General features: G+C 74.6%; 9 protein-coding genes. 4 read left to right on the top strand and 5 right to left on the bottom strand.

Features of this window, described 5'->3' with window-relative positions; translation table 11 throughout:
• Window positions 1–109 precede the first annotated feature (109 nt).
• Together AB0G35_RS12980 and AB0G35_RS12975 are read left to right on the top strand one after the other, a co-directional pair.
• Window positions 110–667: a TetR family transcriptional regulator C-terminal domain-containing protein gene (locus tag AB0G35_RS12980; RefSeq protein WP_360947789.1), complete on the top strand. Its 558-nt coding sequence runs from the start codon at window positions 110–112 to the stop codon at window positions 665–667.
• A gap of 293 nt (window positions 668–960) precedes the next feature.
• The gene (locus tag AB0G35_RS12975) at window positions 961–1,173 is read left to right on the top strand and encodes a hypothetical protein (RefSeq protein WP_360947913.1); all 213 of its coding nucleotides are present in this window, start codon (window positions 961–963) and stop codon (window positions 1,171–1,173) included.
• A 75-nt stretch (window positions 1,174–1,248) separates the two neighbouring features.
• On the opposite strand, the gene AB0G35_RS12970 is transcribed toward AB0G35_RS12975, so the two are convergent.
• Window positions 1,249–1,611 carry a MerR family transcriptional regulator gene (locus AB0G35_RS12970; RefSeq protein ID WP_360947787.1) on the bottom strand — a complete coding sequence of 121 codons (363 nt, stop codon included), beginning with the start codon at window positions 1,609–1,611 and terminating at the stop codon, window positions 1,249–1,251.
• 99 nt (window positions 1,612–1,710) lie between these two features.
• Here AB0G35_RS12970 and AB0G35_RS12965 point away from each other — a divergent pair, with 99 nt between their 5' ends.
• Entirely contained in the window at window positions 1,711–2,517 is an 807-nt protein-coding gene (locus AB0G35_RS12965; protein ID WP_360947785.1) for an amidohydrolase family protein, read from the top strand.
• 5 nt (window positions 2,518–2,522) lie between these two features.
• On the opposite strand, the gene AB0G35_RS12960 is transcribed toward AB0G35_RS12965, so the two are convergent.
• Window positions 2,523–3,023, bottom strand: a complete 501-nt coding sequence (locus AB0G35_RS12960) for a hypothetical protein (protein WP_360947783.1) — start codon at window positions 3,021–3,023, stop codon at window positions 2,523–2,525.
• Between the two features lie 224 nt (window positions 3,024–3,247).
• Here AB0G35_RS12960 and AB0G35_RS12955 point away from each other — a divergent pair, with 224 nt between their 5' ends.
• On the top strand, window positions 3,248–3,637 hold the full coding sequence (locus tag AB0G35_RS12955; RefSeq protein ID WP_360947781.1) for a VOC family protein: 390 nt from the start codon (window positions 3,248–3,250) through the stop codon (window positions 3,635–3,637).
• A 163-nt stretch (window positions 3,638–3,800) separates the two neighbouring features.
• Here AB0G35_RS12955 and AB0G35_RS12950 read toward each other — a convergent pair whose 3' ends face one another.
• From AB0G35_RS12950 to AB0G35_RS12940, 3 genes are all read right to left on the bottom strand, one after another.
• The gene (locus tag AB0G35_RS12950) at window positions 3,801–4,346 is read right to left on the bottom strand and encodes a GNAT family N-acetyltransferase (protein WP_360947779.1); all 546 of its coding nucleotides are present in this window, start codon (window positions 4,344–4,346) and stop codon (window positions 3,801–3,803) included.
• A 164-nt stretch (window positions 4,347–4,510) separates the two neighbouring features.
• Window positions 4,511–4,714: an MbtH family NRPS accessory protein gene (locus tag AB0G35_RS12945; RefSeq protein WP_360947777.1), complete on the bottom strand. Its 204-nt coding sequence runs from the start codon at window positions 4,712–4,714 to the stop codon at window positions 4,511–4,513.
• 77 nt (window positions 4,715–4,791) lie between these two features.
• Window positions 4,792–24,852, bottom strand: coding sequence for a non-ribosomal peptide synthase/polyketide synthase (locus tag AB0G35_RS12940; RefSeq protein ID WP_360947775.1), 20,061 nt, complete (start codon window positions 24,850–24,852; stop codon window positions 4,792–4,794).
• Window positions 24,853–24,857: the final 5 nt, after the last annotated feature.

Here is a 24,857-nt window from a genome sequence, read left to right as displayed (position 1 = left end):
CGGAGCCCCCTGCTGGCTTCACGGGCCGCTACGGCTTCCATGGACTTTTCCACTCTTCTACAGATGTAGAAGAGCGTACTGCTCGCCTCTACAGGTGTAGAAAGGAGGGGTGACCACAGAGCGACGTACGGTTCTCGCCGATGCCGCCATCGGCGTGCTCGCGGAGGCAGGGATGCGGGGGCTGACCCACCGGGCCGTGGACCGCGCGGCGGACCTGCCGGCGGGCACCACGTCCGCGTACTTCCGCACCCGGCAGGCGCTGCTCACCGCGCTGGTCCGGCGGCTCGTCGCACGCGACCAGGCGGAGCTGCAGCGAGCGGGGGAAGAGACGCCCGCACCGCGCGACGCCGGCGAACTGGCCGCCCGGATCGCCGCGTTCGTCGAGCAGCGGCTCACGGGCGACGGGCGGCAGCGGTCCCTCGCGCGCTATGCGTGTGCCCTGGAGAGCGCGCGCCATCCTGAGTTGCGGGACATCCTGGTACCGCGGGAGAACGCCGGACGGGACACCGTGCGCGACTTCCTGGCCGCACAGGGCGTGGCCGATGCCGAAGGCCGCACGCTCACCCTGCTGGCCTGCGTGGACGGGCTGGTCTTCGACCGGCTGCTGGGCGGCGGGGGCGTGCTGGAAGAGGAGATCAGCGGGCTGATCGCGACCGCGTTGCGATAGCCCCGCGTCGGGGAGCGGTCGCGGGGGCGGCCTCCTGCGCGGCCGCCCCCCGGCCGCTCACGGCCCCAGAGGCTCCCAGCCGAACACGACCGCCGCGAAGATGCTGCACACCCACAGCACGGCAAGCGCGGCGACCACGCCGAGCGCAGCGATTGCGATCACAACTGCTTTGGCTCCTGCAGTATTTGCCATGGCCCGATTCTCCTCCCCCGCTTGTCCGGACTACGCGGTGGGGTGCCCCTCGCGGGGTCCTCGGCCAGCACGGGCCGCCGGTCACCGGAAGCGTTACGCTCATGATGCAGGCAGGCGTTCCGACCGCAGTGGCGGCCACGAGCCAGTACGCGGAGGCGGCCATGAGCCAGTACGACGAATACACCACTCCGTCACAGGCCGAGGGCGAACGGCTGGAGGAGGACATGGATCCCGGCCAGCCCCGGCACCCAGAGACGATGCGCACCCAGCCCTCCCAGGCGGAGGGCGAGCGCCGACCGGAAGATGACGAGTGAGGACGGGTGACGCCGGGTGAGGGGTCCGCGGGCTGACGGGCGGGGGCCGGGCGGGGTCCCTCGCCGGCCGGTCGGCTAGTCGCTCCCGCGCCGGGCCTCCGCACCCGCGATCGTCTCCCGTAGCGCCTCGCGCGCCGCCGCGAGCTCGGCGGACCGCCGGTCGAGGGCGCGCAGCTCGGCCCGGAGGGCGTCGAGCACGCCGGGACAGGGCCGTACCGCTGCCGTGCCGGTGGTGCAGGGCAGCACCTGGCGGATGACCCGGGTGGGCAGCCCGGCCGCGAGCAGGGCGCGGATGCGCCGTACGGCGGCGGCGTCGGAGTCCCGGTAGCTCCGGTAGCCGTTGGCCAGCCGCTCGGGCCGCAGCAGCCCGGCCCGCTCGTAGTAGCGCAGCAGCCGCTCGCTGGTGCCGGTCCGCTCGGCCAGCTCCCCGATCAGCACGACCCTCCCCCTCCGGCTTGACCTTCCCACGGTGTCAGGGATCAACACTGGTCCCGCCGCCCGCATTCCGCCGGTGGCAGGCACCCCAGGAAGGCACTCATGATCATCGATGCCCATAGCCACGTCCATGATCCGCTCGACATCCACCTGGCCGCGCTGGACGACGCGGGCGTGGACCGTACGGTCCTCTTCCCGACCCGCCCGCACCCGGAACGGGCGACGGACCTGGCCTCCCTCCGTCACGAGATGGGCGTACTGGAGCGCGCGCTGAGCGGCGGGTCCGACGGTCGTACGGGCACCGCCGGTGACGACGGGTACGCCGTGGCGTGGCGGGAGCTGGACGAGGCGCTGGCCGCCCATCCCACCCGCTTCCTGGGCTTCGGCTCCGTGCCCCTGGGGCTGGGGGCGGACGGGACCGCGGCGTGGGTGGCGCGGGAGGTGGTCGGCCGCGGACTGCACGGCATCGGGGAGCTCACCCCGCCCCCGGACCGGGCGGCCCTGGTCGAGCCGGTTCTCCGGGCGGCGCATGACCAGGCCGGGCTGCCGGTGGTCGTCCACGGCTCCGCCCCGACGACCGCGGCGGACGTGCGCACCCTGGCCGGCCTGGCGGCCCGCTATCCGAAGGTGCCGCTGGTGATCAGCCAACTGGCCGGTGCGCACTGGATGGCGGCGATCGAACTGGCCCGGGCCACCCCCAACCTCTACCTGGAACTGTCCACGGCGAACATCGTCTTCGCCGTCCGCCTGGCCATCCACGAACTCCCCACCCGCACCCTCTTCGGCTCGGACGCCCCCTACGGCGATCCGGTCCTCTCCCGCGCCACGGTGGAGCGGGTGACGCCGCCCGGCGAGGTCCGCGAGCGGGTGCTGGGCGGGAATCTGGCGGAGCTGCTGGGCCTGGGGTGATGCGCTCAGTACGCGTGCTCCTTCACGGTGGCCGGGATGATCCGGTAGTCCCGCTCGAAAACGAGGTTGTGGACCTGCGCGGCCGCGATCTCGCGCAGGCACGACAGCTTGGCGGCGGCCTGCTCCTCGGTGAAGATGTTGAGCGGCCAGTCGCGCAATGCGCCACCGCGCAGATGCGGATGGTGAAATCCGGCGCCGAAGAAGGCGTGCAGCACCACCGGGCTCACCCCGGCGTCCCGCTGCTCGGGCCAGGTGAGGGACCAGACCGCATCGGCGCCCTCGTCACTCGACCGCATCCCGGTGGCCAGGATCTCTCCGGTGCCCAGGAGCAGGTCCTCGTTGATCTCGCCGAGTGCCTGCCGGGCGTAGGGGTCGAGGAGCTCGACCGTCCGGGCGAAGAGACGCTCCTTGTCCTCACGGGAGACCGCGCGCTGGTGCGTACCGTCGCGGAGATCGGCGAAATGCCTCAGCAGCTCTGCGGTGTATCCGGGCCGGGACGCGTCCATGGGTCCTCCTCACTGGGGCGCGACAGCCACTGGCAGCGGGCGCTGAGCGGGCACCGCCGCGGCTCTCTCCCTCCAGCCTTTGCCGGAACGAGCAGATCCGCACGCCGGGGTCCACATTCGATGCACCGCACAAGGAGATCGGCTACGCTCTGCGGCGACATCGCGTGTCGGTCACCGGCTGGGTGAGGCATGGAGGTGTCGGGAGATGCCTTCGGAGGCATTCCTTGTCAGTCGAGTTGAACCACACGATCATCCACGCCCGGGACAACCGGGAGTCCGCCACCTTCTTCACCGAGCTGCTGGGCCTTGACATCACCACGGAGTGGGGCCCGTTCATCGCGGTCGGTCTGAGCAACGGCGTCACGCTGGACTTCGCCACCCTTCCCGCGGAGCACATCACCCCGCAGCACTACGCCTTCCTGATCTCCGAGGAGGAGTTCGACCGGGCGTATGCGCAGATCACCCGGCGCGGCATCGAGCACTGGGCCGACCCGCACCAGAAACAGCCCGGCGCGATCAACCACAACGACGGTGGTCGGGGCGTGTACTTCCTGGACCCGGCGGGCCATGCGATGGAGCTCATCACCGTGCCGTACGGCGGCTGGCCGGCGTAAGCACCCGCGCCCACGCGCCGAAGGCCGCACCCCGCCGAGGGGGGCGGCCTTCGGCGGGCAGGTCGGCGGCTGCGCGGCGGCAGCGGGAGCGGTAGGCCCGGCAGGCCGTCGATGCTGGTGGTGATGCGGGCGTTCTCCCGCATGGGCGAGGGAGTCGTGGTGGTCAACGGACCCGGTGGATGCCTTCGGAGGAACGTGGAGTGTCCGTCACCGTGGACACCACCAGCATCTTCGTGACCGCGCCGGTGTCCGAGAGCACATCGCGTACGTGGCGGAAGCCGAGTCGTTGGCAGAGGGCGAGGCTGGCGGTGTTCTCGGCGCCGACCATCCCGTAGACCTCTTCGAGGCCGAGGGTGTCCGCGGCGTAGGTCAGCAGGCCCCGGACGAGTTCGCGGCCGAGGCCCTGGCCCCAGTGTTTCCTGACCAGAGCGGCGACGGCCTCGTGGCCGTCGACGTTGCCGGTCTTCTTGATCTCGGCATGGCCGACGTAGTCGCCGTCGGACCACACGCCCCACACGTCGAAGAGGTGCTTGCCGTAGACGTCGGTGAGGATGGAGCGGTAGATCGTGCGGATTTCCGCCTCGGAGCATCTCTCCTGGCCCATCCAGCGGCAGATCGCTTCGTCGCCGAGGAGCTCGACGAAGGCGTCCTCGTCCTCGGGGCGGTACGGGCGGAAGAGCAGCCGTGCGGTGCGCAGGGTCGGGGTCATGGCAGACGTCCTTGTCTTCGGTGGAGGGCCACGGGCAAAGGGCCGCATAGGGATATCCGGGGGGTGCGGGGCGTGTGGGGGGACGTGTCGCCCGGTCGGCGTGGGGCGCGGCGGAGTGCCGCGCCCCACGCGTACCGGTGACGGGTGATCAGGCGTCGGCGTGATCAGGCGTCGGCGTTCTCCATGCGTGCGCGGAGGCTGCGGGGGCGCATGTCGGTCCAGACCTCGTCGACGTAGGCGGAGCACTCGTCCTGGGTGCCCTCCTTGCCGACGGCGTGCCAGCCGGCCGGGATCTCCAGGTCGGCGAGCCAGAGCGAGTACTGGTCCTCGTCGTTGCGCAGGACCTGGTAGCGGGCGTTCTCGTCCATGTCACTTCTCCTTGGGTTGAGCCCGATGGTGGTCGGGTCGAGTCGTCTTGACTGATTCTGTGGGGCCGGGGGCGTGTTCAGAGGCTGTTCTGCGCGTGCCGGGCTATCTGGTGGAGGGCCTCGGTGAAGTCCTCGGCGACGGCGCGCACGGTGGTCTCCTCGTGGGTGTCGGGGCGGTAGTGCCAGGTGAAGGTGAGCCGGCCGTTCTGGACGGCGCCGACCGCCTCCAGGAGGTGGGAGCCGGGGTCGCGGGGGTCGTGGTCCTGGCCGAAGCTGCCGTGTTCGGCGCGGATCAGGCCGCCGTCGGTGCCGGAGCCCGTGCGGCGGGCGTCCCATTGGCCGAGGTAGTTGAAGACCAGCCGGCCCTGTCCGGTGCGCTCCAGGCGTCGGCGGATCTCCGGGCTGCCGTAGGTGCGCAGGGCGCCGAAGCCGAGGCCGTTGCCGGGGACCGTACGGAGCTGCCGTCGTACGGACTTGACCAGGGCGCGCCAGTCCCGGGCGGGGCCGAGGTCGGTGCGGTCGGGGATGTGCAGGCCGACCGGGTGGACGGTGGTGAACCAGCCGACGGTGCGGGAGAGGTCGACGCCGTCCAGGAGGTCCTCGCGGCCGTGTCCTTCGAGGTCCACCGAGACCCGGTCCTGGTCGGTCCAGCGGGCCAGCGCGAGGGCCAGGGCGGCGAGCAGGACGTCGTTGATGCGGGTGCGGTAGGCGGTGGGGGCGGCCCGGAGGAGTGCCGTGGTGTCGGGCTCGTCCAGGGTGCGGGTCAGGGTCCTGGTTTCGGCGGCGGTGGCGGGCTCCGGGGTGTGGTCGACGGGGAGCGGCGCCGAGGTCAACGCCTCTTCCCAGTAAGGGAGTTCGTGATCGAGGGCGCCCGCGGAAACGTGTGCGGCGAGGCCGCGGGCCCAGTCGCGGAAGGAGGTGGTGCGGGCGCCGAGCGTGACCTCGTGGCCCTGGGCGGCCTGGTGGTAGGCGGTGTCCAGGTCGTCGAGGAGGATCCGCCAGGACACCGCGTCGACGACGAGGTGGTGGGCCACCAGGAGCAGGTAGGCGGGGTGGTCCTGGCCGCCGGTGAAGAGTGCGGCGCGCAGCAGTGGGCCCCGGCCGATGTCGAAGCCGGTGTGCAGGGTGTCGGCGGTGGTGCGGAGGGCGGTGTCGGTCTGGTCGGGGGTGAGGCCGGTCAGGTCGTGGTGGGTGAGGAGGCGGTCCGGGGTGGTGGGCGGGGGCGGGTTGTGCTGGTGCCAGCGGCCGTCCTGTTCGGTGAAGCGCAGGCGGAGTGCGTCGTGGTGGGTGAGGAGCGCGGTGAGTGCCGCCTCCAGTGCGGTGGGGTCGGGTGGGCCGTCGAGTTCGAGCAGTGCGGACTGGTTGAAGTGGTGGTGGTTGGCGCGGGGGGTGGTCAGGAACCAGTGCTGGATGGGGGTGAGCGGCAGGTCGCCGGTGACCGGGCCGTCGTCGGCCCGGTCGGGTCCGGTGGTCACCACGGTGGCCAGCTCGGCGACGGTCTGATGGGTGAAGAGGTCCTTGGTGGCGAGGTGCAGTCCGGTGCGGCGCAGTCGTGAGACGACCTGCATGCTGAGGATCGAATCGCCGCCCAGCGCGAAGAAGTTGTCGTCCGCGCCCACGGTGTCGAGGCCGAGGACTTCGGCCCAGATCCGGGCGATCCGGCGTTCGGTGTCCGTGCGCGGGGCGACGTGGTGGGCGGAGGGGGTGGTGGACGGGACGGGTGCGGGCAGGGCCCGGCGGTCGGTCTTGCCGTTGGGGGTGAGGGGCAGCTCCGCGAGCGGGACGAACACCGACGGCACCATGTGGGGCGGGAGGGTGCGGGCGAGGTCCGCGCGCAGTTCCTGGACGTCCAGGGCCTCCGGTGGTCCGTCGGCGGGGACGACGTAGGCGACCAGCCGGCCGGGGGCGGGGGGCTGGGTGCCGGACGGGCCGGTGGTGCGGACCACGACCGCGGCGTCCCGGACCTGCGGGGTGCGGCGCAATGCGCTCTCGATCTCGCCGGGCTCGATGCGGAAGCCGCGGACCTTGACCTGGTCGTCGGTGCGCCCGGCGTAGCGCAGTTGGCCGTCGGCGCCCCACCGCACCAGGTCGCCGGTGCGGTACATCCGGCTGCCGGGCGGACCGTAGGGGTCGGCCGGGAAGCGGGTGGCGGTCAGGCCGGGGCGGCCCAGATAGCCGCGGGCGAGTCCGGCGCCGGCCACGTACAGCTCGCCGGTGACACCGACGGGCACGGGACGCAGGGCGCCGTCCAGGACGTAGGCACGGGTGCCGTCGAGGGGGTGGCCGATGGGCGGGGCGCCCGCGCCCGGGGTGAGCGGTCCGGTCCAGGTGGCCACCACGGTGGCTTCGGTGGGGCCGTACGAGTTGATCATGCGGCGGCCCGGGGCCCAGTGGTCGACGAGGTCGGCCGGGCAGGCCTCGGCGCCGACGATGAGGGTGCGCAGGTCCGGCAGGGTGCCGGCCGTCGCGGGCGGGACGGTGGCGAGTGCGGCGGGCGGAATCAGGGTGTGGGTGATCCGCCGGTCGGCGAGTACCTGGGCGAGCCGGTCGCCGAGCAGCGGCCCCTCCTCCCCCGCGATCAGGGTCGCCCCGGCGAGCAGGGAGATGCACAGCTCCAGGACGGAGGCGTCGAAGCTGGGCGAGGCGAACTGGAGGACCCGGTCGCCGGGGTGTACGTCGTAGCGGTCGGCGGCGGCCGCGGCGAAGCCGGCGAGTCCGGCGTGCGTCACCAGGACGGCCTTGGGGGTGCCGGTGGAGCCGGAGGTGTAGATGACGTAGGCGGGGTGGTCGGTGGTGAGGGGGGCGAGGCGGTCGGCGTCGGTGGGGGCGGTGGCGGGGCCGTCGGGGCACCACACGTCCGCCGGGTCGTCGAGGACCAGGGCCGCCGCGGAGTCGCGGACCATGAACTCCCTTCGCTCGGCGGGGTAGGCGGGGTCGACGGGCAGGAACGCGCCACCGGCCTTCGCCACCGCCAGTTGCGCCACGACCGTGTCCGTGCCGCGCGGCAGCGCCAGGGCGACCAGCCGTTCCGGGCCGACGCCGCGGGAGATCAGCCGGTGGGCCAGGCGGTTGGCCGCGGTGTCCAGCTCGGCGTAGGTGAGTACCCGGTCGCCGTCGGCGAGGGCGGGCGCGTCGGGCCGCCGGGTCACCTGCCGTGCGAACAGTTCGGGCAGGGTGGCCGGTGGGGCCTGGTGTTCGTCGCCGTGCCGGTCGGTGAGCAGGCGCCGCAGTTCCTCGGGGGGCGCCAGCGGGAGGGCGCCGAGCGGTCGGTCGGGGTCGTCGGCGAGGGCGGTGAGCAGGGTGGTGAGCTGGTCGGCCATCCGGCGTGCGGTGTCCGCGTCGAACAGGTCGGTGTGGTACGTGAGCAGCCCGTGCAGGGCGCCGGAGTCCGCCTCGGCGAACTCCAGGGTGACGTCGAAGGCGGCCTCGTCACGCTCGGGTTCGATGTCGCTGACCTGGAGGCCGGGCAGGTCCATCGGCGCGCCGGGGGCGTTCTGCAGCACCACCATGGCCTGGAAGAGCGGGGTGCGGCTGGTGTCGCGGTCCGGCTGGACCTCGTCCACGACCCGCTCGAACGGCACGTCCTGGTGCGCGAAGGCGTCCAGCACGGTGTCGCGGACGTCGGCGAGGAAGTCCGGGAAGGACCGCTCCGGCTCGACGGTGGAGCGCAGTACCAGGGTGTTGACGAAGAAGCCGATCAGCCGCTGGGTTTCCGGGCGTTCGCGGCCCGAGGTGACGGTGCCGACGGCGATGTCCCGCTGTCCGGAGAGCCGGGCGAGGAGCGTCTGGACCGCGGCGACGAGGGTCATGAACAGGGTGGTCTGCCGGGTCCGGCCGAACTCGGCGAGCCGGCGGGCGGTTTCCGGCGGCAGGACGAATCCGGTCGTGGCGCCGTGCCGGGTGCGGACCGGCGGCCGGGGCCGGTCGGTGGGCAGCTGGAGCGGTTCGATGCCGGTCAGCCGGTCCTTCCACCAGCGCAGTCGGTCCTCGGCGGCCGGGCCGGTGAGGGCGGTCCGCTGCCACTGGGCCACGTCGGCGTACTGGACGGGCAGCGGCGGCAGCGCGGCCGGGGTGCCGGTCAGCGCGGAGCGGTAGAGGTGGGCCAGGTCGCCGGTGAGGATGCCGGTGGACCAGCCGTCGGTGATGATGTGGTGCAGGGTCAGGGTCAGGACGTGGTGGTCGTCCGCGAGCCGGATCAGTCCGGCCCGCAGCAGGGGGCCGCGGCGCAGGTCGAAGGGGCGGGTCCGCTCGTCGGCGAGCAGTTGCGCCAGCCGCTGCGGGCGGGCTGCGGGCGGCAGCTGTGTCAGGTCGTGCAGCGGCAGCGGGACGTCCTGCGGCGGGTGCACGATCTGGACGCCCTGGCCGTCGACGGAGTCGAAGGTGGTGCGCAGCGATTCGTGCCGGGCCGCCAGTGCGGTCAGGGCGGCGGCGAGCGCGGTGGTGTCGAGCCGGCCGCGCAGCCGCAGCGCGAGCGGGGTGAGGTACTCGGTGCTCTCCGGGGCGAACGAGTCCAGGAACCACAGGCGTTGCTGGGCGAAGGACTGCGGCAGCGGGATGTCCCGGCCGACCGGGACCAGGGCGCCGCCCGGCCGGACCGCGGGCTGTTCGGGTGCGGTGAGCAGGGCGGCGAGGGCGGCCGGGGTCGGGTGGCTGAACACGGCCCGCGGGGTCAGCTCGGTGCCGAACTCCTCCATCAGCCGTGAGGTGAGCCGGATGCTGAGGATGGAGTCGCCGCCGAGGGCGAAGAAGTCGTCCGTCACGCCGACCTCGGGTACGCCGAGGACGTCGGCCCAGACGGCGGCGGTGCGGCGTTCGGCGTCGGTGCGCGGTGCGACGGCCTCCGCCTTGCCGGTGGCGGCGTCGGGTGCCGGCAGGGCCGCCCGGTCGACCTTGCCGTTGCTGCTCAGCGGCAGTGCGTCCAGCACGACGACGGCGCTGGGCACGAGGTAGTCGGGCAGGGTGCGGCGGGCGTGGGCGCGCAGTGCGTCGGGGTCGAGTCCGTCGTGCCCGACGACGTAGGCGACGAGCCGTTGTGCGCCGGACCGTCCTTCGCGGGCCACCACCGCCACGTCCGCGACGGCCGGGTGGGTCGCCAGGACGCCCTCGACCTCGCCGGGTTCGACGCGGAAGCCGCGGATCTTGACCTGGTCGTCGGCGCGGCCGAGGAACTCGACGGTGCCGTCGGGGTGCCGTCGGGCGAGGTCGCCGGTGCGGTACATCCGGCTGCCGGGCGGGCCGGCGGGGTCGGCGACGAAGCGTTCGGCGGTCGCTCCGGGCCGGCCGAGGTAGCCCCGGGCGACGCCCTCGCCGGCCAGGTAGAGCTCGCCCGCGGTGCCGGGCGGTACGGGCCGCAGCCGGGCGTCGAGGACGTGCACCCGCATGTCGTCGAGCGGGGTGCCGATGGGCACCGGGTCGGGCACCGCGGCCGCGTCGGTCATGGCGTGGGTGGTGGCGAAGGTGGTGGTCTCGGTCGGGCCGTAGCCGTCGACGACGGTCAGGCCGGGGCAGGCGTCGAGGACCCGGCGCACGGCCGCGGCCGGGACCACGTCGCCGCCGGTCCACACCTGGCGCAGCCCCGCGAAGCAGTCCGGCGCGTCCTGCGCCAGCAGCCGGAACAGCCCGGCCGTCAGCCACAGCGCGGTCACCTCTCCCCCGCCGGCCAGCCGCCGCAGCAGGCCCGCGTCGACGGCGCCCGGCGGGGCGACCACGATGCGGCCGCCGTTCAGCAGCGGCGCCCAGACCTCGAAGGTGGCGGCGTCGAACGCCACCGGGGAGTGCAGCAGCACCCGTGCGCAGTCGGGGCCCTGGAAGCGGGGGTCGGTGGCGAGCGCGGCCACGTCGCGGTGGCGCACGCCGACGGCCTTGGGCTCACCGGTCGAGCCGGAGGTGAACATCACGTACGCGAGGCGGTCGGGGTCGGTGGCCGGTGCCGGCAGGGGGTCGGCCGGGCCGTCGCTGCGGGCGTCGGTCACGTCCCGGTCGGTCAGCTGCGCCGTGACCCCCGCCTGGCGGAGCAGGGTGCGGCGGCGCTCCTCGGGGGCGCGGAGGTCCACCGGGACGTAGGCGCCGCCGGCCTTGAGCACCGCGAGCTGGGCGACGACGAGCGCCACCGAACGGTCCATGAGCAGCGCCACCCGGCCCTCGGCGGGCAGCCCGTCAGCGTGCAGACGATGGGCCAACCTGTCGGACCAGCCGTCGAGTTGACGGTACGTCACCTCCTGTACGCCGTCGCCGAGGGCGGGCGCGTCCGGGGTGCGGCGGGCCTGCTCGGCGAAGAGGGCCACCGGGGAACCGGGCGGCGCCTGGCGCGCCGGGGTGTTCCACCGGTGCAGCGTTGCGCGGTCGGCGTCGGTGAGCGGGTCGAGGTCGTCCACGGTGCGGGCGGCGCCGTCGGCGACGGCGGTGAGCAGGGCCAGCAGCCGGTCCGCGGTGCGCTCCACCGTGCCGCGGTCGAACAGCGCCGGGTCGTAGGCGAGGCCGAAGCCGAGGCGGTCGGCGAGGTAGGCGCGCAGGCACAGCGGGAAGGTGGGGGCGTCGTCGGCGCGCACGTCGGTGATGCGGATGCCGGCGCCGGCCGCGGCCGACTCGTCGAAGGGGTAGTTCTCGAAGACCACCATGCTGTCGAACAGCGGCTCACCGGCGGGGAGTTCGCTGAGGGCCTGGATGCGGGCGAGCGAGACGAAGTCGTAGCGGCGGGAGTCGCTCTGCTGCTCCTGGAGGTCGCGCAGCCAGTCCGGTACGGTGCGGGCGCCGTCGATCCGGGCCCGGGTCGGGACGGTGTTGATGAACATGCCGACCATCGACGCCACACCCGCCAGTTCGGCCGGGCGGCCGGAGACGGTGGTGCCGAACACGACGTCCCGGCGGCCGGCGGCGCGGGCCAGCAGCAGTGCCCAGGCACCCTGGACGACGGTGTTGACGGTGAGCCCGTGGCGTCCGGCCAGGGTGCGCAGCCGGTCGGAGACCTCGGGGTTCAGTTCGACGGCGACGCTGTCGGTGGCCCGGGCCCGGTGCGCCTCTGCGGGCCGCCGGTCGCACGGGAGCGGGGTGCGGGCGGTGAATCCGGTCAGCGCATCGGCCCAGTGCCGTTCGGCCCGCTCCTCGTCCTGGTCGGCCAGCCACTGGAGGAAGTCCCGGAACGGGCGGCGGGCCGGCGGGCGGATGGTGGCGCCGCGGGCCGCGGCGGCGTACTGCGCGCACACGTCGGTGAAGATCTGGCCGGTGCTCCAGCCGTCGAGCATCAGGTGGTGCGAGGACCACACCAGGAGGACCTCGTCGCCGGGGAGTGCGGCCACCGCGATCCGGCTGAGCGGGGCACGGGTGAGGTCCACGCCGGTGGCGCGTTCCTCGGCGAGCAGCTTGTCCAGGGCCCGGTCGCGTTCGCCGGGCGTCAGGGTCCGCCAGTCGTGGTGGGTGACGGGCAGGACGGCGTGCCGGTGGACGACCTGGACGGGGTGCGGCAGGCCGTGCCAGTGGACGCTGCTGCGCAGTGCCGGGGTGTGGTCGGCGACCCGCTGCCAGGCCGCGGCGAAGGCGTGCGGGTCGGCGATGCCGGCGATCCGGACCGCCATCTGGTCGAAGTAGGCGTCGGCGTCGTCGACCAGCCCGTGGAAGAGCATGCCGGCCTGCAGCGGGGTCAGCGGATGGATGTCCGCCACGTCGCGGCCGTCGCCCGCGAGCAGGTCCACCTGGTGCTGGTCGAGTCCGGCGAGCGGGAAGTCGGAGGGGGTGCGGCCGCCGGCGTCCGGGCGGGCGCAGTGCGCGACGATCTCGTCGAGCGCCGCGAGGGTGTCCTCGGCGAGGCGGCGCACGGTGGACTCGTCGTAGACGGCGGGCGGGTAGGTCCAGCCGAGTTCGAGCCGGCCGTCCTGGACCACGCCGGTCACGTCGAGCAGGTAGCTGCGTTCCTCGTCGGGATCGGTGTCCTGTCCGGCGGGCGGCAGGGCGGCGCGGTAGAGCGCGTCGTCCGCCGGGCGGTCCGTGGCGGTGAGGTCCCACTGGCCGTGGTAGTTGAAGCCGATCCGCGGCCTGGGCGCGTCGGGCAGCCGGGTGTGGGGGGCGAGGTGGCGCAGCGCGCCGTGGCTCAGTCCGCGCAGCGGGACGGCGCGTAGCTGCTCCTTGACGGACCGGACGGTGTCGCGCCAGTCGGCGTCCGGGTCGACGGTCAGGGCGAGCGGGAATTCCGCGGTGAACCAGCCGACGGTGCGGGACAGGTCCAGGTCGTCGAAGAGGTCCTCGCGGCCGTGTCCCTCGACGCCGAGGAGGACGGTGTCCCGGCCGCTCCAGCGGCTGAGGGTGCGGCCCAGGGCGCTGAGCAGGACGTCGTTGACCTGGGTGCGGTAGACGTCCGGCACCTGGCGCAGCAGGGCGTCGGTCGCGTCCCGGCCGAGGCGGACGGTGACGGTGGCGGCGGCGCCGTGCGGGTTGCCGCCGGGACGGTCGACGGGCAGGTCGGCAGGGGCGTCGCAGACCCGGCGCCAGTAGGGCAGGTCGCCGTCGAAGGCGCCGGAGCGGGTGTGCCGTTCCAGGTGGCGGGCCCACTGCGGGTAGGGGGTGCTCGCCGGGGGCAGGGTGGCCGGGCGGCCGGCGGCGGTGTCGCGGTGGGCGGCCTCCAGGTCGGCCAGCAGGATGCGCCAGGACACTCCGTCGATGACCAAGTGGTGGGCGGTGAGCACGAGTTGGGGCGGCCGGCCGGGGCCGCGGTCGAAGAGGAGGGCGCGCAGGACGTGGCCCTCGGTGGGGTCCAGGGAGGTCTGGGCGTCGGCGGCCGTGCGCTGGACGGCGTCCTCCTGCGCACGGTCGTCGAGGCCGCTCAGGTCGTGGTGGGTGAAGGTGCCCCCGGGTGCGGTGGGCAGTATCTCCTGGTGCCAGGTGCCGTCCGTGTGGCGGAACCGGGTGCGCAGCGCCGGGTGGTGCGCGATCAGGGCGTCGACGGCGTGGCGCAGCGCCTCCGGGTCGGTGTCGGGGGCGAGTTCCAGCCGCTGGGTCATGGTGAAGTGCAGCCGGTCGCCGGGCCGGCGGCCGTCCAGGTACCAGCGCTGGATGGGCGTGAGCGGCGCCGGTCCGGCCTCGGCGGCGGCGTCGGAGACCGCAGGGGTCGCCAATGCGCCGGTGCGCAGGGCGAGTTCGGCCACGGTCTGGTGGCGGAAGACGTCCTTGGAGGTGAGGGCGAGCCCGGCCTGGCGGGCCCGGGAGACGATCTGGATGCTGAGGATCGAGTCGCCGCCGAGGGCGAAGAAGTTGTCCTCGACGCCGATGCGGGGGGCGCCGAGCACCTCGGCCCAGATGCCGGCGAGCAGGGTCTCGGTGTCGGTGCGCGGGGCCACGTACGGGGTGTCGGTGTCCGGCTGGAGCGGGGGTGCGGGCAGGGCGCGCCGGTCGGTCTTGCCGCTGCTGGTCCGGGGCACCCGCGCGAGCGGGACGAAGGCCGCGGGGACCATGTAGTCGGGCAGCGTCCGGCGCAGGTGGACGCGGAGTGCGTCGGCGGCGGGCTGCCGGGTGCCGCGGGGTACGACGTAGGCCACCAGCATCGTGCGACCGGCCTGGGTGCGGGCCGCGACGACGGCGTCGCCCACCTCCGGGTGGTCGAGGAGGGCCGCCTCGACCTCGCCGGGTTCGATGCGGAAGCCGCGGATCTTGACCTGGTCGTCGGTGCGTCCGAGGAACTCCAGGAGTCCGTCGGGGTGCCGGCGTGCGCGGTCGCCGGTGCGGTACATCCGGCTGCCGGGCGGGCCGAACGGGTCGGCGACGAAGCGCCCGGCGGTCAGGCCCGGCCGGCCCCGGTAGCCGCGGGCGACCTGCGCGCCGGCCAGGTACAGCTCACCGGGCACGCCGACCGGTACGGGCCGCAGCGAGCCGTCCAGCACGTAGGCGCGCAGGTTGCGCCCCGGCCGTCCGATGACCGGGTGCTCCGCGTGGTCGGTGAAGCGGCCGTAGACCGCGTCGACGGTGCATTCGGTGGGGCCGTAGATGTTGTACGCGGTGACGTCGGGCAGCGCGCGGAGCTGCTGCCAGGCGGCGGTGCCGACGGCCTCGCCGCCCACCAGGACGAGCCGGGGGCGGTGGCCGCCGGCGGTGAACAGCCCGGCGGCCAGCAGCTCGTGCAGGAAGGACGGTGTCACGTTGAGGCAGTCCAGGCGGTGGCCGGCGATTTGTGCGACGAACGCGGCGGGGTCGAGCCGTACGTCCTCGTCGATCAGGTGCACTTGGTGCCCGAGGGCCAGCAGCAGCGGGCCCTCCCAGGAGGTGTCGAAGGAGAAGGCGGCGCTCAGCGCGGCGCGCAGCGGGGTGCCGTCGGTGGTGTGCGGGGCGAGGAGCCCCTCCCGGTGGTCGTGGCAGAGGTTGACCAGCTGGCGGTGTTCGACGGCGACGCCCTTGGGGCGGCCGGTGGAGCCGGAGGTGTAGGTGACGTAGGCGGTGTGGGCGGGGTGCAGCGGGGCGATGCGGTCGGCGTCGGTGGGGTTGTGGGTGGGCTGCCGGTCCAGCGGGGCGTCGCGCAGCGCGTCGGGGGTGAGGACGGTCTGCGGTGCGGCGTCCGCGAGCAGGTGGGCCACCCGGTCGGCGGGCAGCTCCGGGTCGACGGACAGCTGGGTGCCGCCGGCCTTGAGGACGGCCAGCAGCGCCACGAACATGTCGGTGGTGCGCGGCAGTTGGACGGCGACCACCCGCTCGGGGCCGACCCCGAGCGAGATGAGGTGGTGGGCCAGCCGGTTGGCGCGGGTGTTGAGCGCCGCGAAGTCGAGGGTGGCGTCCCGCGCCACCAGCGCGGTGGCGTGCGGGGTGCGGGCCGCCTGGGCCTCGAACAGCTCGGGGAACGTGGCGTCCGGGACGGGCAGTGCGGCGCCCTGCCACTCCTCCAGCACCTGGTGGCGCTGCGCGTCGGACAGCAGCGGCAGCTCGCCCACCGGGCGTCCGGGGTCGTCGGCGACCGCTTCCAGCAGCAGGCGGAGCCGGCCGGTCAGCCGCTCGACGGTGTCCCGGTCGAACAGGTCGGTGTGGTACTCGGCGAAGCCGGTGAGGCCGCCGCCGTCCTGCTCGACGAAGTCGAGGCCCAGGTCGAAGGCGGCGCTCCGGCCGGGCGGCTGGACCGTCTCGACGTCCAGCCCGGGCAGCTGCGGGGCCCGGCCGCCCAGGTTGTGCAGGGCGACCATGACCTGGAAGAGCGGGGTGCGGCTGGTGTCGCGTTCCGGCTGCAGGGCGTCGACGACCCGTTCGAAGGGCACGTCCTGGTGGGCGAAGGCGTCCTGCACGGTGCCGCGGACCTGTGACAGCAGGGCGTCGAACGGCTCCTCGGCGCGCACCCGGGTGCGCAGGACGAGGGTGTTCACGAACATGCCGACCAGGTGCTCCAGTTCGGGGCGTTCGCGGCCGGCGGTCACGGTGCCGACCGCGATGTCCTCCTGGCCGGCCCAGCGGGCGAGGAGGACCTTGCAGGCGGCGAGCAGGGTCATGTAGAGGGTGGCGTCGGTGCGCCGGCCGGTCTCCCGCAGCCGTTCGATCAGCGCGGCGGGCAGCGAGAACTCCAGCAGTGCGCCGTTCTTGGTGCGCACCGCGGGCCGGGGCCGGTCGGTGGGCAGCTCCAGCGGGGCGGTGTCCGCCAACTGCTCACGCCAGTAGTCGAGTTGCTGCTCGGCCTTGGTGGCGCGGGCGCGTTGCCAGGCGGCGTAGTCGGCGTACTGGACGGGCAGCGGGGGCAGGTCGGGCCGGCGGTCGTGCAGGGCCGCGGTGTACAGCTCGCCCAGGTCCCGGCCGAGGACGGCGGTGGACCAGCCGTCGGTGACGATGTGGTGCAGGGCCAGGGTCAGGACGTGCTCGTCCGGGGTGAGGCGGATCAGCCGGGTGCGCAGCAGCGGCCCGTGGCCCAGGTCGAAGGGGGTGGCGGCCTCGGCGGTGAGCAGTTCGTCGAGGGCGCCGGGGCGCGCGTCGGCCGGGACGGCGGACAGGTCGTGCACCGGCAGGTCCACCGGGCGGGGCGGGTGGATGTGCTGGTGGGCGTGCCCGTCCTGCTCGGCGAAGGTGGTGCGCAGCGGTTCGTGCCGGGCCACCAGGCCGTCCAGGGCGGTGTGCAGCGCGGCCTCGTCGAGCCGGCCGCGCAGGCGCAGCACGAAGAAGGTCAGGTACTCGGTGCTGCCGGGCTCGAAGTGGTCGAGGAACCACAGGCGTTGCTGGGCGAACGACAGCGGGAGTGCGCTGTCGCGGTCGGCCGGCGGGATCGGGTCGGCCGGTGGCCGGTGGTCCGCGGCCGGGTCGGGCAGGGCGGCGGCCAGGGCGGCCACCGTCGGCCGGGTGAACAGCAGCCGCGGCGAGACGTCCACGCCGAAGGCGGCGCGCAGCCGGGAGGTGACGCGGATGGCGAGGATCGAGTCGCCGCCCAGCGCGAAGAAGCTGTCCTCGACGCCGATCTCGGCGGCGTCCAGGACCTCGGCCCAGACGCCGGCGACCAGCCGTTCCGCGGCGGTGCGCGGGGCGGTGCGCTGCTCACCGGCGGCGAATCCGTCCGGCCCCGGGGCGGGCAGCGCCCGGTGGTCGAGTTTGCCGTTGACGGTCAGCGGCAGCGCGTCCAGGGGCACGTAGGCGGCGGGGACCATATGGGCGGGCAGGGTCCGCTCCAGGTGGGCGCGGAGTGCGGCGGCGGACGGCGGCGCGTCCGGGCCGGTGCCGACGACGTGGGCGACCAGTCGCCGCACGCCGGGGGTGTCCTCGCGCACGGAGACCACACAGGCGCTGATCGCGGGGTGGGTGTTCAGCGCGGCCTCGATCTCCCCGGGTTCGATGCGGAAACCACGGATCTTGACCTGCTGGTCGGCCCGGCCCAGGTACTCCAGTGTCCCGTCGCGCCGCCACCGGACGCGGTCGCCGGTGCGGTACATGCGGGCACCGGGCGGCCCGAAGGGGTGGGCGACGAACCGTGCGGCGGTCAGGCCGGGGCGGTTCAGATAGCCGCGGGCCAGACCCTCACCGGCCACGTACAGTTCGCCGATCGCGCCGGGCGGCACCGGGGCGAGAGCGGCGTCCAGCACATGGAGCCGGAGGTCGGGCAGGCCGGAGCCGATGGCGCTGCCGGTGGCGCCGGCCACCGTGGCGCGGTCGAGCGGTGCGTGGGTGACGTGCACGGTGGTCTCGGTGATGCCGTACATGTTGACCAGGGCCGGGGCGGTGTCCGGGTGCCGCTCGTACCAGTCGGTGAGCCGGCCGAGGTCGAGGGCCTCGCCGCCGAAGATGACGTGGCGCAGCGCCAATTCGGCGGCCGGCTGCGGCTGTTCGCTGTCGGCGCGCATCAGCGGGTAGAAGGCGGACGGCGTCTGGTTGAGCACGGTGACCCGCTCGTCCGCCAGCAGGCGGAGGAAGTCCGCCGGCGAACGGGCGATGTCGTGCGGGACGACGACCAGGCGGCCGCCGTGCAGCAGGGCGCCCCAGATCTCCCACACGGAGAAGTCGAAGGCGTAGGAGTGGAACAGGGTCCACACGTCGTGCGCGTCGAAGCCGAACCGGTCGCGGGTACCGGAGAACAGCCGCACCACGTTGGCGTGCGGGACGACCACGCCCTTGGGCCGGCCGGTGGAGCCCGAGGTGTAGATGACGTAGGCGGGGCTCTCCGGCAGCGGGCGGTGCTCCGGCGCGAGGGCGGTGGCGGGACGCCGGGCCAGGTCGGCGCGGGTCGCGGGGTCGTCGAGGAGGAGGCGGGGCACGGCGGTGTCGCCCAGGCGTCCGGCGACCGCTGTGGTGGTGACGAGCAGGGCGGGGGCGGCGTCGGTCAGCAGGTGGGTGATGCGGTCGCCGGGGAGTTCCGGGTCGACGGGTACGTAGGCGGCGCCGGTCTTGAGCACCGCCACGATCGCCACGAGCAGGTCCGTCGAGCGGGGCAGGGCGAGCGCCACGAACCGCTCGGGGCCGGCTCCGGAAGCGGCCAGCCGGTGCGCCAACCGCCCCGCCCGTGCGTCGAGTTCGGCATAGGTCAGGGTGGCGCCGGAGCAGGTCACGGCGGTGGCGCCGGGGGTGCGTGCGGCCTGGGCCTCGAACAGGTCGACCAGCGTCCGGTCGGGCCGGCCGTGCGCGGAGCCGTTCCAGTCCACCAGCATCCGTCGGCGTTCCTCGGCGGTCGTCCAGGCCAGGTCGCGCAGCGGCCGGTCGGGGCCGGTGGCGATCTCGTCGAGCAGCAGGCACAACCGGTCGCCGAGGGAGCGGACGGTGGCCTCGTCGAAGAGAGCCGGGTCGTAGGCGAGGTCGAAGCCCAGGCGGTCGCCGTGGTGGGCGCGGAGCACCAGGGGGAAGTTGGTGGCGTCCAGGGAGGCGACGTCCAGTATGCGCACACCCGCGCCGGAGGTCCGGGCCTCGTCGAAGGGGTAGTTCTCGAAGGCGACCATGCTGTCGAAGAGCGCGGTGCCCGCCGGTACGTCGCTGAGCGAGGTCAGCTGCGCGAGCGAGACGGTCTCGAAGCGGCGGGACTCGGACTGGGCGTCCTGGAGGTCCCGCAGCCAGTCGGCGGCCGTGCGGTGTCCTTCGACGCGTACCCGGGTGGGGAGGGTGTTGATGAACATGCCCACCATGGCGTCGACGCCGGGCAGTTCGTCGGGGCGGCCGGAGACGGTGGTGCCGAACACCACGTCCGGCTCCCCGCTGTAGCGCGCCAGCAGCAGCGCCCAGACGCCCTGCACCACGGTGTTGAGGGTCAGTCCGCAGCGCCGGGCGGTGTCCTCCAGTGCGCGGGACCGCTCGGAGGTCAGGCCGGCGGCCAGGACGTCGGCGGAGCGGGTGCGGTGGGCCTCGCGCGGCGGACGGTCGCAGGGCAGCGGGGTCGGGGTGGCGAAGCCGGCCAGGACGGTGCGCCAGTGCTCCTCGGCGGCGCGGCCGTCGCGGGTGGTGAGCCAGCGGACGTAGTCGGCGAAGGGGCGGCGGACGGGCGGCGTCGCGTCCCGGCCGGCGGTGAGGGCGGCGTACTCCTCGCACACCTCGGTCAGCACCTGTGCCAGGCTCCAGCCGTCCAGGATCAGGTGGTGCGAGGTCCACAGCAGCCGCAACCGCCCGCCGGGCAGCCGGACGAGGGTGAGCCGCATCAGCGGTGCGGTGCCGAGGTCGAGGCCCTGCGCCAGGTCGTCGGCGCGGAGGCGGGCCAGCCGGTCGGCGCGGGTGGCGTCGTCGAGGTCGCGCCAGTCCAGGTGGACGACCGGCACGGCGGCCCGGCGGTGCACGAGCTGCAGCGGGGCCGGTACGCCGTCCCAGACCACGGAGGTGCGCAGTACCGGGGTCCGGTCGACCACCCGCTGCCAGGCGCGGGCGAAGGTCTCCGGTTCGCTCACCCCGTCGAGGAGCAGGGCGGCCTGGTCGAGGTAGACGTCGCCGTCCCCGCCCTCCCCGCCGACGAGGCGGTGGAAGAGCATGCCCTCCTGAAGGGGCGTCAGGGGGTAGAGGTCTTCGATGCCGCGTCCGTCGCCGATGAGCCGGTCGAGGCCGGCCTGGTCCAGTCCGGCGAGCGGGAAGTCGGAGGGGGTGCGGCCGCCGGACCCGGGCCGGGCGCAGTGGGCGACGATCCCGGCCAGTGCGCGGACCGCGCCGTCGGCCAGGTCGCGGACCGTGCGTTCATCGTGCACCTGGTCGCTGTAGTGCCAGGTCAGTTCCAGTACGCCGTCGGCCACTACGGCGGAGACGTCCAGCAGGTGGTCGAGCCGCGCGTCGGCGGCCAGATCGCGGCCGGGGGCCGGGCCGGCGGGCGCGAAGTCGGCGTCCTGCGGGGTCTCCCACTGGCCGTGGTAGGTGAAGCAGACCTCGGGCAGCGGCCGGTCGTGCAGGGCGCGGGCGGCCGGGTCGGGGGAGCCGAGGCGGGCCAGCGCCTCGTAGCCGAGGCCGCGGCGCGGGACGGCCCGCAGCTGTTCCTTGACCGCCTTGAGCGTACCGCCCCAGTCCGGGTCGTCCGCCGGGCCGGCCGGGGTGAGGGTGACCGGGTACTGGGTGGTGAACCAGCCGACGGTCCGGGACAGGTCGGGGGCGTCGGCGGCGGCCGCGTCACCGGCACCCGCGTCGGCCTCGGTGCCGCCGAGGTCCTCGCGGCCGTGGCCCTCCAGCGCCACCGTCACCCGGTCGGTGCCCGCCCAGTCGGCGAGGACCCGGCCCAGCGCGCTCAGCAGCACGTCGTTGACCTGGGTGCGGTACACGCCGGGGACCCGGCGGAGCAGGTCCTCGGTGGTGTCGCGGTCGAGGCAGGCGCGTACGGTGCGGACCGATCCGGCGACCGGGGTGCCGGTGCGGTCGGCCGGCAGCGGGGTGCGCGGTACGGCGGTCTGCGCGGTCCAGTAGGCGAGGTCGTCGTCGAGGCCGCCGTTCTGCACATGGCGGACCAGGGTGGTCGCCCAGGTGGTGAACGGCGTCCCGGTGGGCTCCAGTTGGACCGGCCGGCCGGCGGCGGCCTGGCGGTAGGCGGTCTCCAGGTCGGCGAGGAGGATGCGCCAGGAGACGCTGTCGACGGCCAGGTGGTGGGCCGTCAGGAAGAGCTGCGGGCGCTCGTCCGGGCCGGGCAGGAACAGGGCGGCACGCAGCAGGGTGCCGGTGGTGAGGTCCAGGGCGGCGCGGGCGGCGTCGGCCGCCTCGGTGCGGGCGGCGTCCTGGGCGGCTCCGCCGGTCCCGGACAGGTCGTGGCGGGCCAGGAGGCCGGGGGCCACGGGGGCTCCGGGGTGCTGGCGCCAGGTGTCGCCGGTGCGCAGGAAGCGGGTGCGCAGCGCGGGGTGGTGTGCGGCGACGGCGTGCAGGGCCCGTTCCAGGGCGGCCTGGTCGAGGTCGTGCGGCAGGTCGAGCAGCATCGACATGGTGAAGTGCCGCTGCGGCCCGTGGGTGGCGAAGAACCATTCCTGGATGGGGGTGAGCGGGGCCGGGCCGGCGTCCTGCCGCGGCCGGGGCGTGGTCGCCGGGGCGGTGCGCCGGGTGACCGCGGCGGCGAGGTCGGCGACGGTCTGGTGCCGGAAGACGTCCCGGGAGGTCAGCTGCCAGCCGGCGGCGCGGGCCCGGGAGACCGCCTGGATGCTGAGGATCGAGTCGCCGCCCAGCTCGAAGAAGTTGTCCGTCACGCCCACCCGGGCGAGGCCGAGGACCTCGGACCAGATCGCGGCCAGCTCGCGCTCGGCCGGGGTGCGCGGTGCGACGAACTCCCGCTCGCGCGGGGCCGCGTCGAGGTCGGGGGCGGGCAGGGCGCGCCGGTCCAGCTTGCCGCTGCTGTTGAGCGGCAGGGCGTCGAGGACGACGAAGGCGGCGGGCACCATGTGGCCGGGCAGGGTGCGGGCCAGGGCGTCGCGGAGGCCGGCCGCGGTGGGCCGTCCGGTGGCGGAGGGCGCCACGTAGGCGGCCAGCCGGGCGTGTCCCTGGTCGGTTTCCACGGCGAGGACGGCCGCCTCGGCGACGTCCGGCAGGGCCAGCAGGGCCGCCTCGATCTCGCCGGGTTCGATGCGGTGGCCGCGGATCTTGATCTGGTCGTCGGCGCGGCCCAGGTAGTCGAGCCGGCCGTCGGCCGTCCAGCGGGCGAGGTCGCCGGTGCGGTACATCCGGCTGCCGGGCGGCCCGTAGGGGTCGGCGGTGAAGCGGGCGGCGGTCAGGCCGGGGCGGTGCAGATAGCCGCGGGCGACCTGGGCGCCCGCCAGGTACAGCTCGCCGCCGACACCGGGCGGCACCGGCTGCAGCCGGTCGTCGAGGACGTAGGCGCGCATGTTGGCCAGCGGCCGGCCCACCACGGGCCGTCCGGTGCCGGTGATGCGGCAGGCCAGGGCGTCGACGGTGCACTCGGTGGGGCCGTAGAAGTTGTACGCGGCGGTGTCGGGCAGCGCGGACAGCTCCCGCCACAGCGCGGGGCCGACGGCCTCGCCGCCGAGCATGAGTGCCCGGGGCCGGTGCCGGGGGTCGGTGAGCAGTCCGGCGGGCAGCAGTTGCCGCAGGTAGGAGGGGGTGAGGTCGAGGAAGTCGACCTGGTGGGTGACGACGTACTCGACCAGCGCGGCCGGGTCGAGCCGGGTGGTCTCGTCGACGAGGTGCAGCTGATGGCCGTCGGCCATCAGCAGGACGCCCTCCAGCGAGGTGTCGAAGGAGAACGACGCGGTCAGCGCGACCCGCAGCGGCCCGCCGCCGGCCTCGGCGACGAAGCCGTGCCGGTGGGCGGCCAGCAGGTTCATCAGGGACCGGTGCTCGACGGCGACGCCCTTGGGCCGGCCGGTCGAGCCGGAGGTGTAGATGACGTAGGCGGTGTGGCCGGGGTGCAGCGGGGCGCGGCGGTCGGCGTCGGTGGGGTTCGTCGCGGGCGTGTCGCCGGGTACGGCGCGCAGTGCGGCCTCGTCGAGCACCAGCAGCGGACGGGCGTCGGCGAGCAGGAACTCCAGCCGTTCCGTGGGGAGTTCGGGGTCGAGGGGCAGGTATCCGGCGCCGGATTTGAGGACGGCGAGGAGCGCCACGATCATGCCGGCGGTGCGCGGCAGCCGCAGCGCGACGAGGTGTTCGGGGCCGGCGCCCTGGCGGATGAGGTGGTGGGCGAGCCGGTTGGCGCGGGCGTTGAGGTCGGCGTAGTCCAGGGTGGTGTCGCCGGCGACCAGTGCGGTGTGGTGCGGGGTGCGGGCGGCCTGGGCCTCGAACACGGCGGGGTAGGTGGCGGGGGCGACGTCCAGGGCGGTGTCGTTCCACTCGGTGGTCAGCCGCCGCCGGTCGTCCTCGGTGAGGAGCGGCACCTCGCCCAGGGGCCGGTCGGGTGCGGCGGCCACGCCGTCGAGCAGGAGGACCAGTTGCTCGGCCATCCGCGCCACGGTCGGGGCGTCGAAGAGGTCGGTGCGGTACTCCAGCAGCCCGGTCAGACCGTCCCCGTCGGGCACGAACTCCACGCTGAGGTCGAAGGTGGCCGAGCGGCGGGGCACGGTCACGTTCTCGGCGGTCAGTCCGCGCAGGCCGGGGGCGGCGGGTGGGGCGGGGTGGAGCAGGACCATGACGTCGAAGAGCGGGTTGCGGCCCGCTTCCCGGGCCGTGCCGACCGCCTCCACCAGCCGTTCGAAGGGGGTGTCGTCGTGCGCGAAGGCGTCGAGGACGGTGGCGGCGGCGGTGTCGAGCAGGTCGCGGTACGGGCGGGCGGTGTCGACGGGGCAGCGCAGCACGACCGTGTTCACGAAGAGGCCGACCGCGCGCTCCAGTTCGGTGCGGCCGCGCCCGGGGGTCAGGGACCCGAGGGTGATGTCGTCCTGACCGGACCAGCGGGCGAACAGCGCCTGGCAGCCGGCGATCAGCGCGGCGAAGAGGGTGGTGTGCTGGTCGGCCGCCACCTGCCGCAGCCGGGCCGTGGTCCCCGCCGGGACGCGGAAGGTGTGCACCGCGCCGCCGGCCGGCTCCGCCCCGTCGCGGGGCCGGTCGAGCGGCAGCTCCAGCGGTACCGCTCCGTCCAGTTGCTTGGTCCAGTAGGACAGCTGCTCCTGGAGCAGGGCGCCGGACAGTCTGCCGCGCTGCCACACGGCGAAGTCCGGGTACTGCGTGGCCACCGGCGCCAGGGCGGGCGTCTCCCCCGCGGCGAAGGCGTCGTAGAGCGTGCAGAGTTCCTCCAGCAGCACGCCCATCGACCAGCCGTCGGTGACGATGTGGTGCGCGGTGAGCAGCAGGACGTGCCGGTCGGCGGCGGTGCGGATCAGCAGGGCGCGCAGCAGCGGCCCGGTGCGCAGGTCGAACGGGCGGGAGTACTCGGCGAGGAGGAGGGCGTCGAGGGCGGCTTCCGGGCGCCCCTGGGACGTGCGGTCCGGCTCGTCCGCGAGGTCCCGTACCGGCAGCGGTACCGGGGCGGGCGGCCGCACGGTCTGCACGGGCCGGCCGTCGTGGTCGTCGAACGTGGTGCGCAGTGCTTCGTGCCGCTCGACCACGGCGTCCAGCGCCCGGGACAGCGCGGCCCGGTCGAGGCCGCCGGTGAGCCGCAGCGCGACCGCGCTGTTGTAGCGGGCGTCGCCGGGCCGCAGCTGGTCGAGGAACCACAGCCGCTGCTGGGCGAAGGACAGCGGCAGCGGCTCGGACCGGTCCGCGCGCGGGATCGCGGGCCGGGCGCCCGCGGCCGGGCCGCCGGCCTTGCCGGCCAGGCGGCGGCGCAGGGCTTCCTGGAGTTCTGCCGGCAGGGCCGCGGCGCGGCCTTCCTTCGAAGACGTCATGTCGT

Source organism: Streptomyces sp. NPDC021749 (genome assembly GCF_040640655.1).
In the GTDB taxonomy this organism is placed as follows: Bacteria; Actinomycetota; Actinomycetes; order Streptomycetales; family Streptomycetaceae; genus Streptomyces.
Note: the sequence above shows the minus strand (reverse complement) of the source record. Positions and strands in the feature narration are given on the sequence as shown.

Bases quoted from the DNA above. Each gene is read 5' to 3' on its own strand.
- AB0G35_RS12940 (WP_360947775.1), bottom strand. From the start codon at position 24,852: ATGACGTCTTCGAAGGAAGGCCGCGCCGCGGCCCTGCCGGCAGAACTC.
- AB0G35_RS12965 (WP_360947785.1), top strand. From the start codon at position 1,711: ATGATCATCGATGCCCATAGCCACGTCCATGATCCGCTCGACATCCAC.
- AB0G35_RS12950 (WP_360947779.1), bottom strand. From the start codon at position 4,346: ATGACCCCGACCCTGCGCACCGCACGGCTGCTCTTCCGCCCGTACCGC.
- AB0G35_RS12960 (WP_360947783.1), bottom strand. From the start codon at position 3,023: ATGGACGCGTCCCGGCCCGGATACACCGCAGAGCTGCTGAGGCATTTC.
- AB0G35_RS12975 (WP_360947913.1), top strand. From the start codon at position 961: ATGATGCAGGCAGGCGTTCCGACCGCAGTGGCGGCCACGAGCCAGTAC.
- AB0G35_RS12945 (WP_360947777.1), bottom strand. From the start codon at position 4,714: ATGGACGAGAACGCCCGCTACCAGGTCCTGCGCAACGACGAGGACCAG.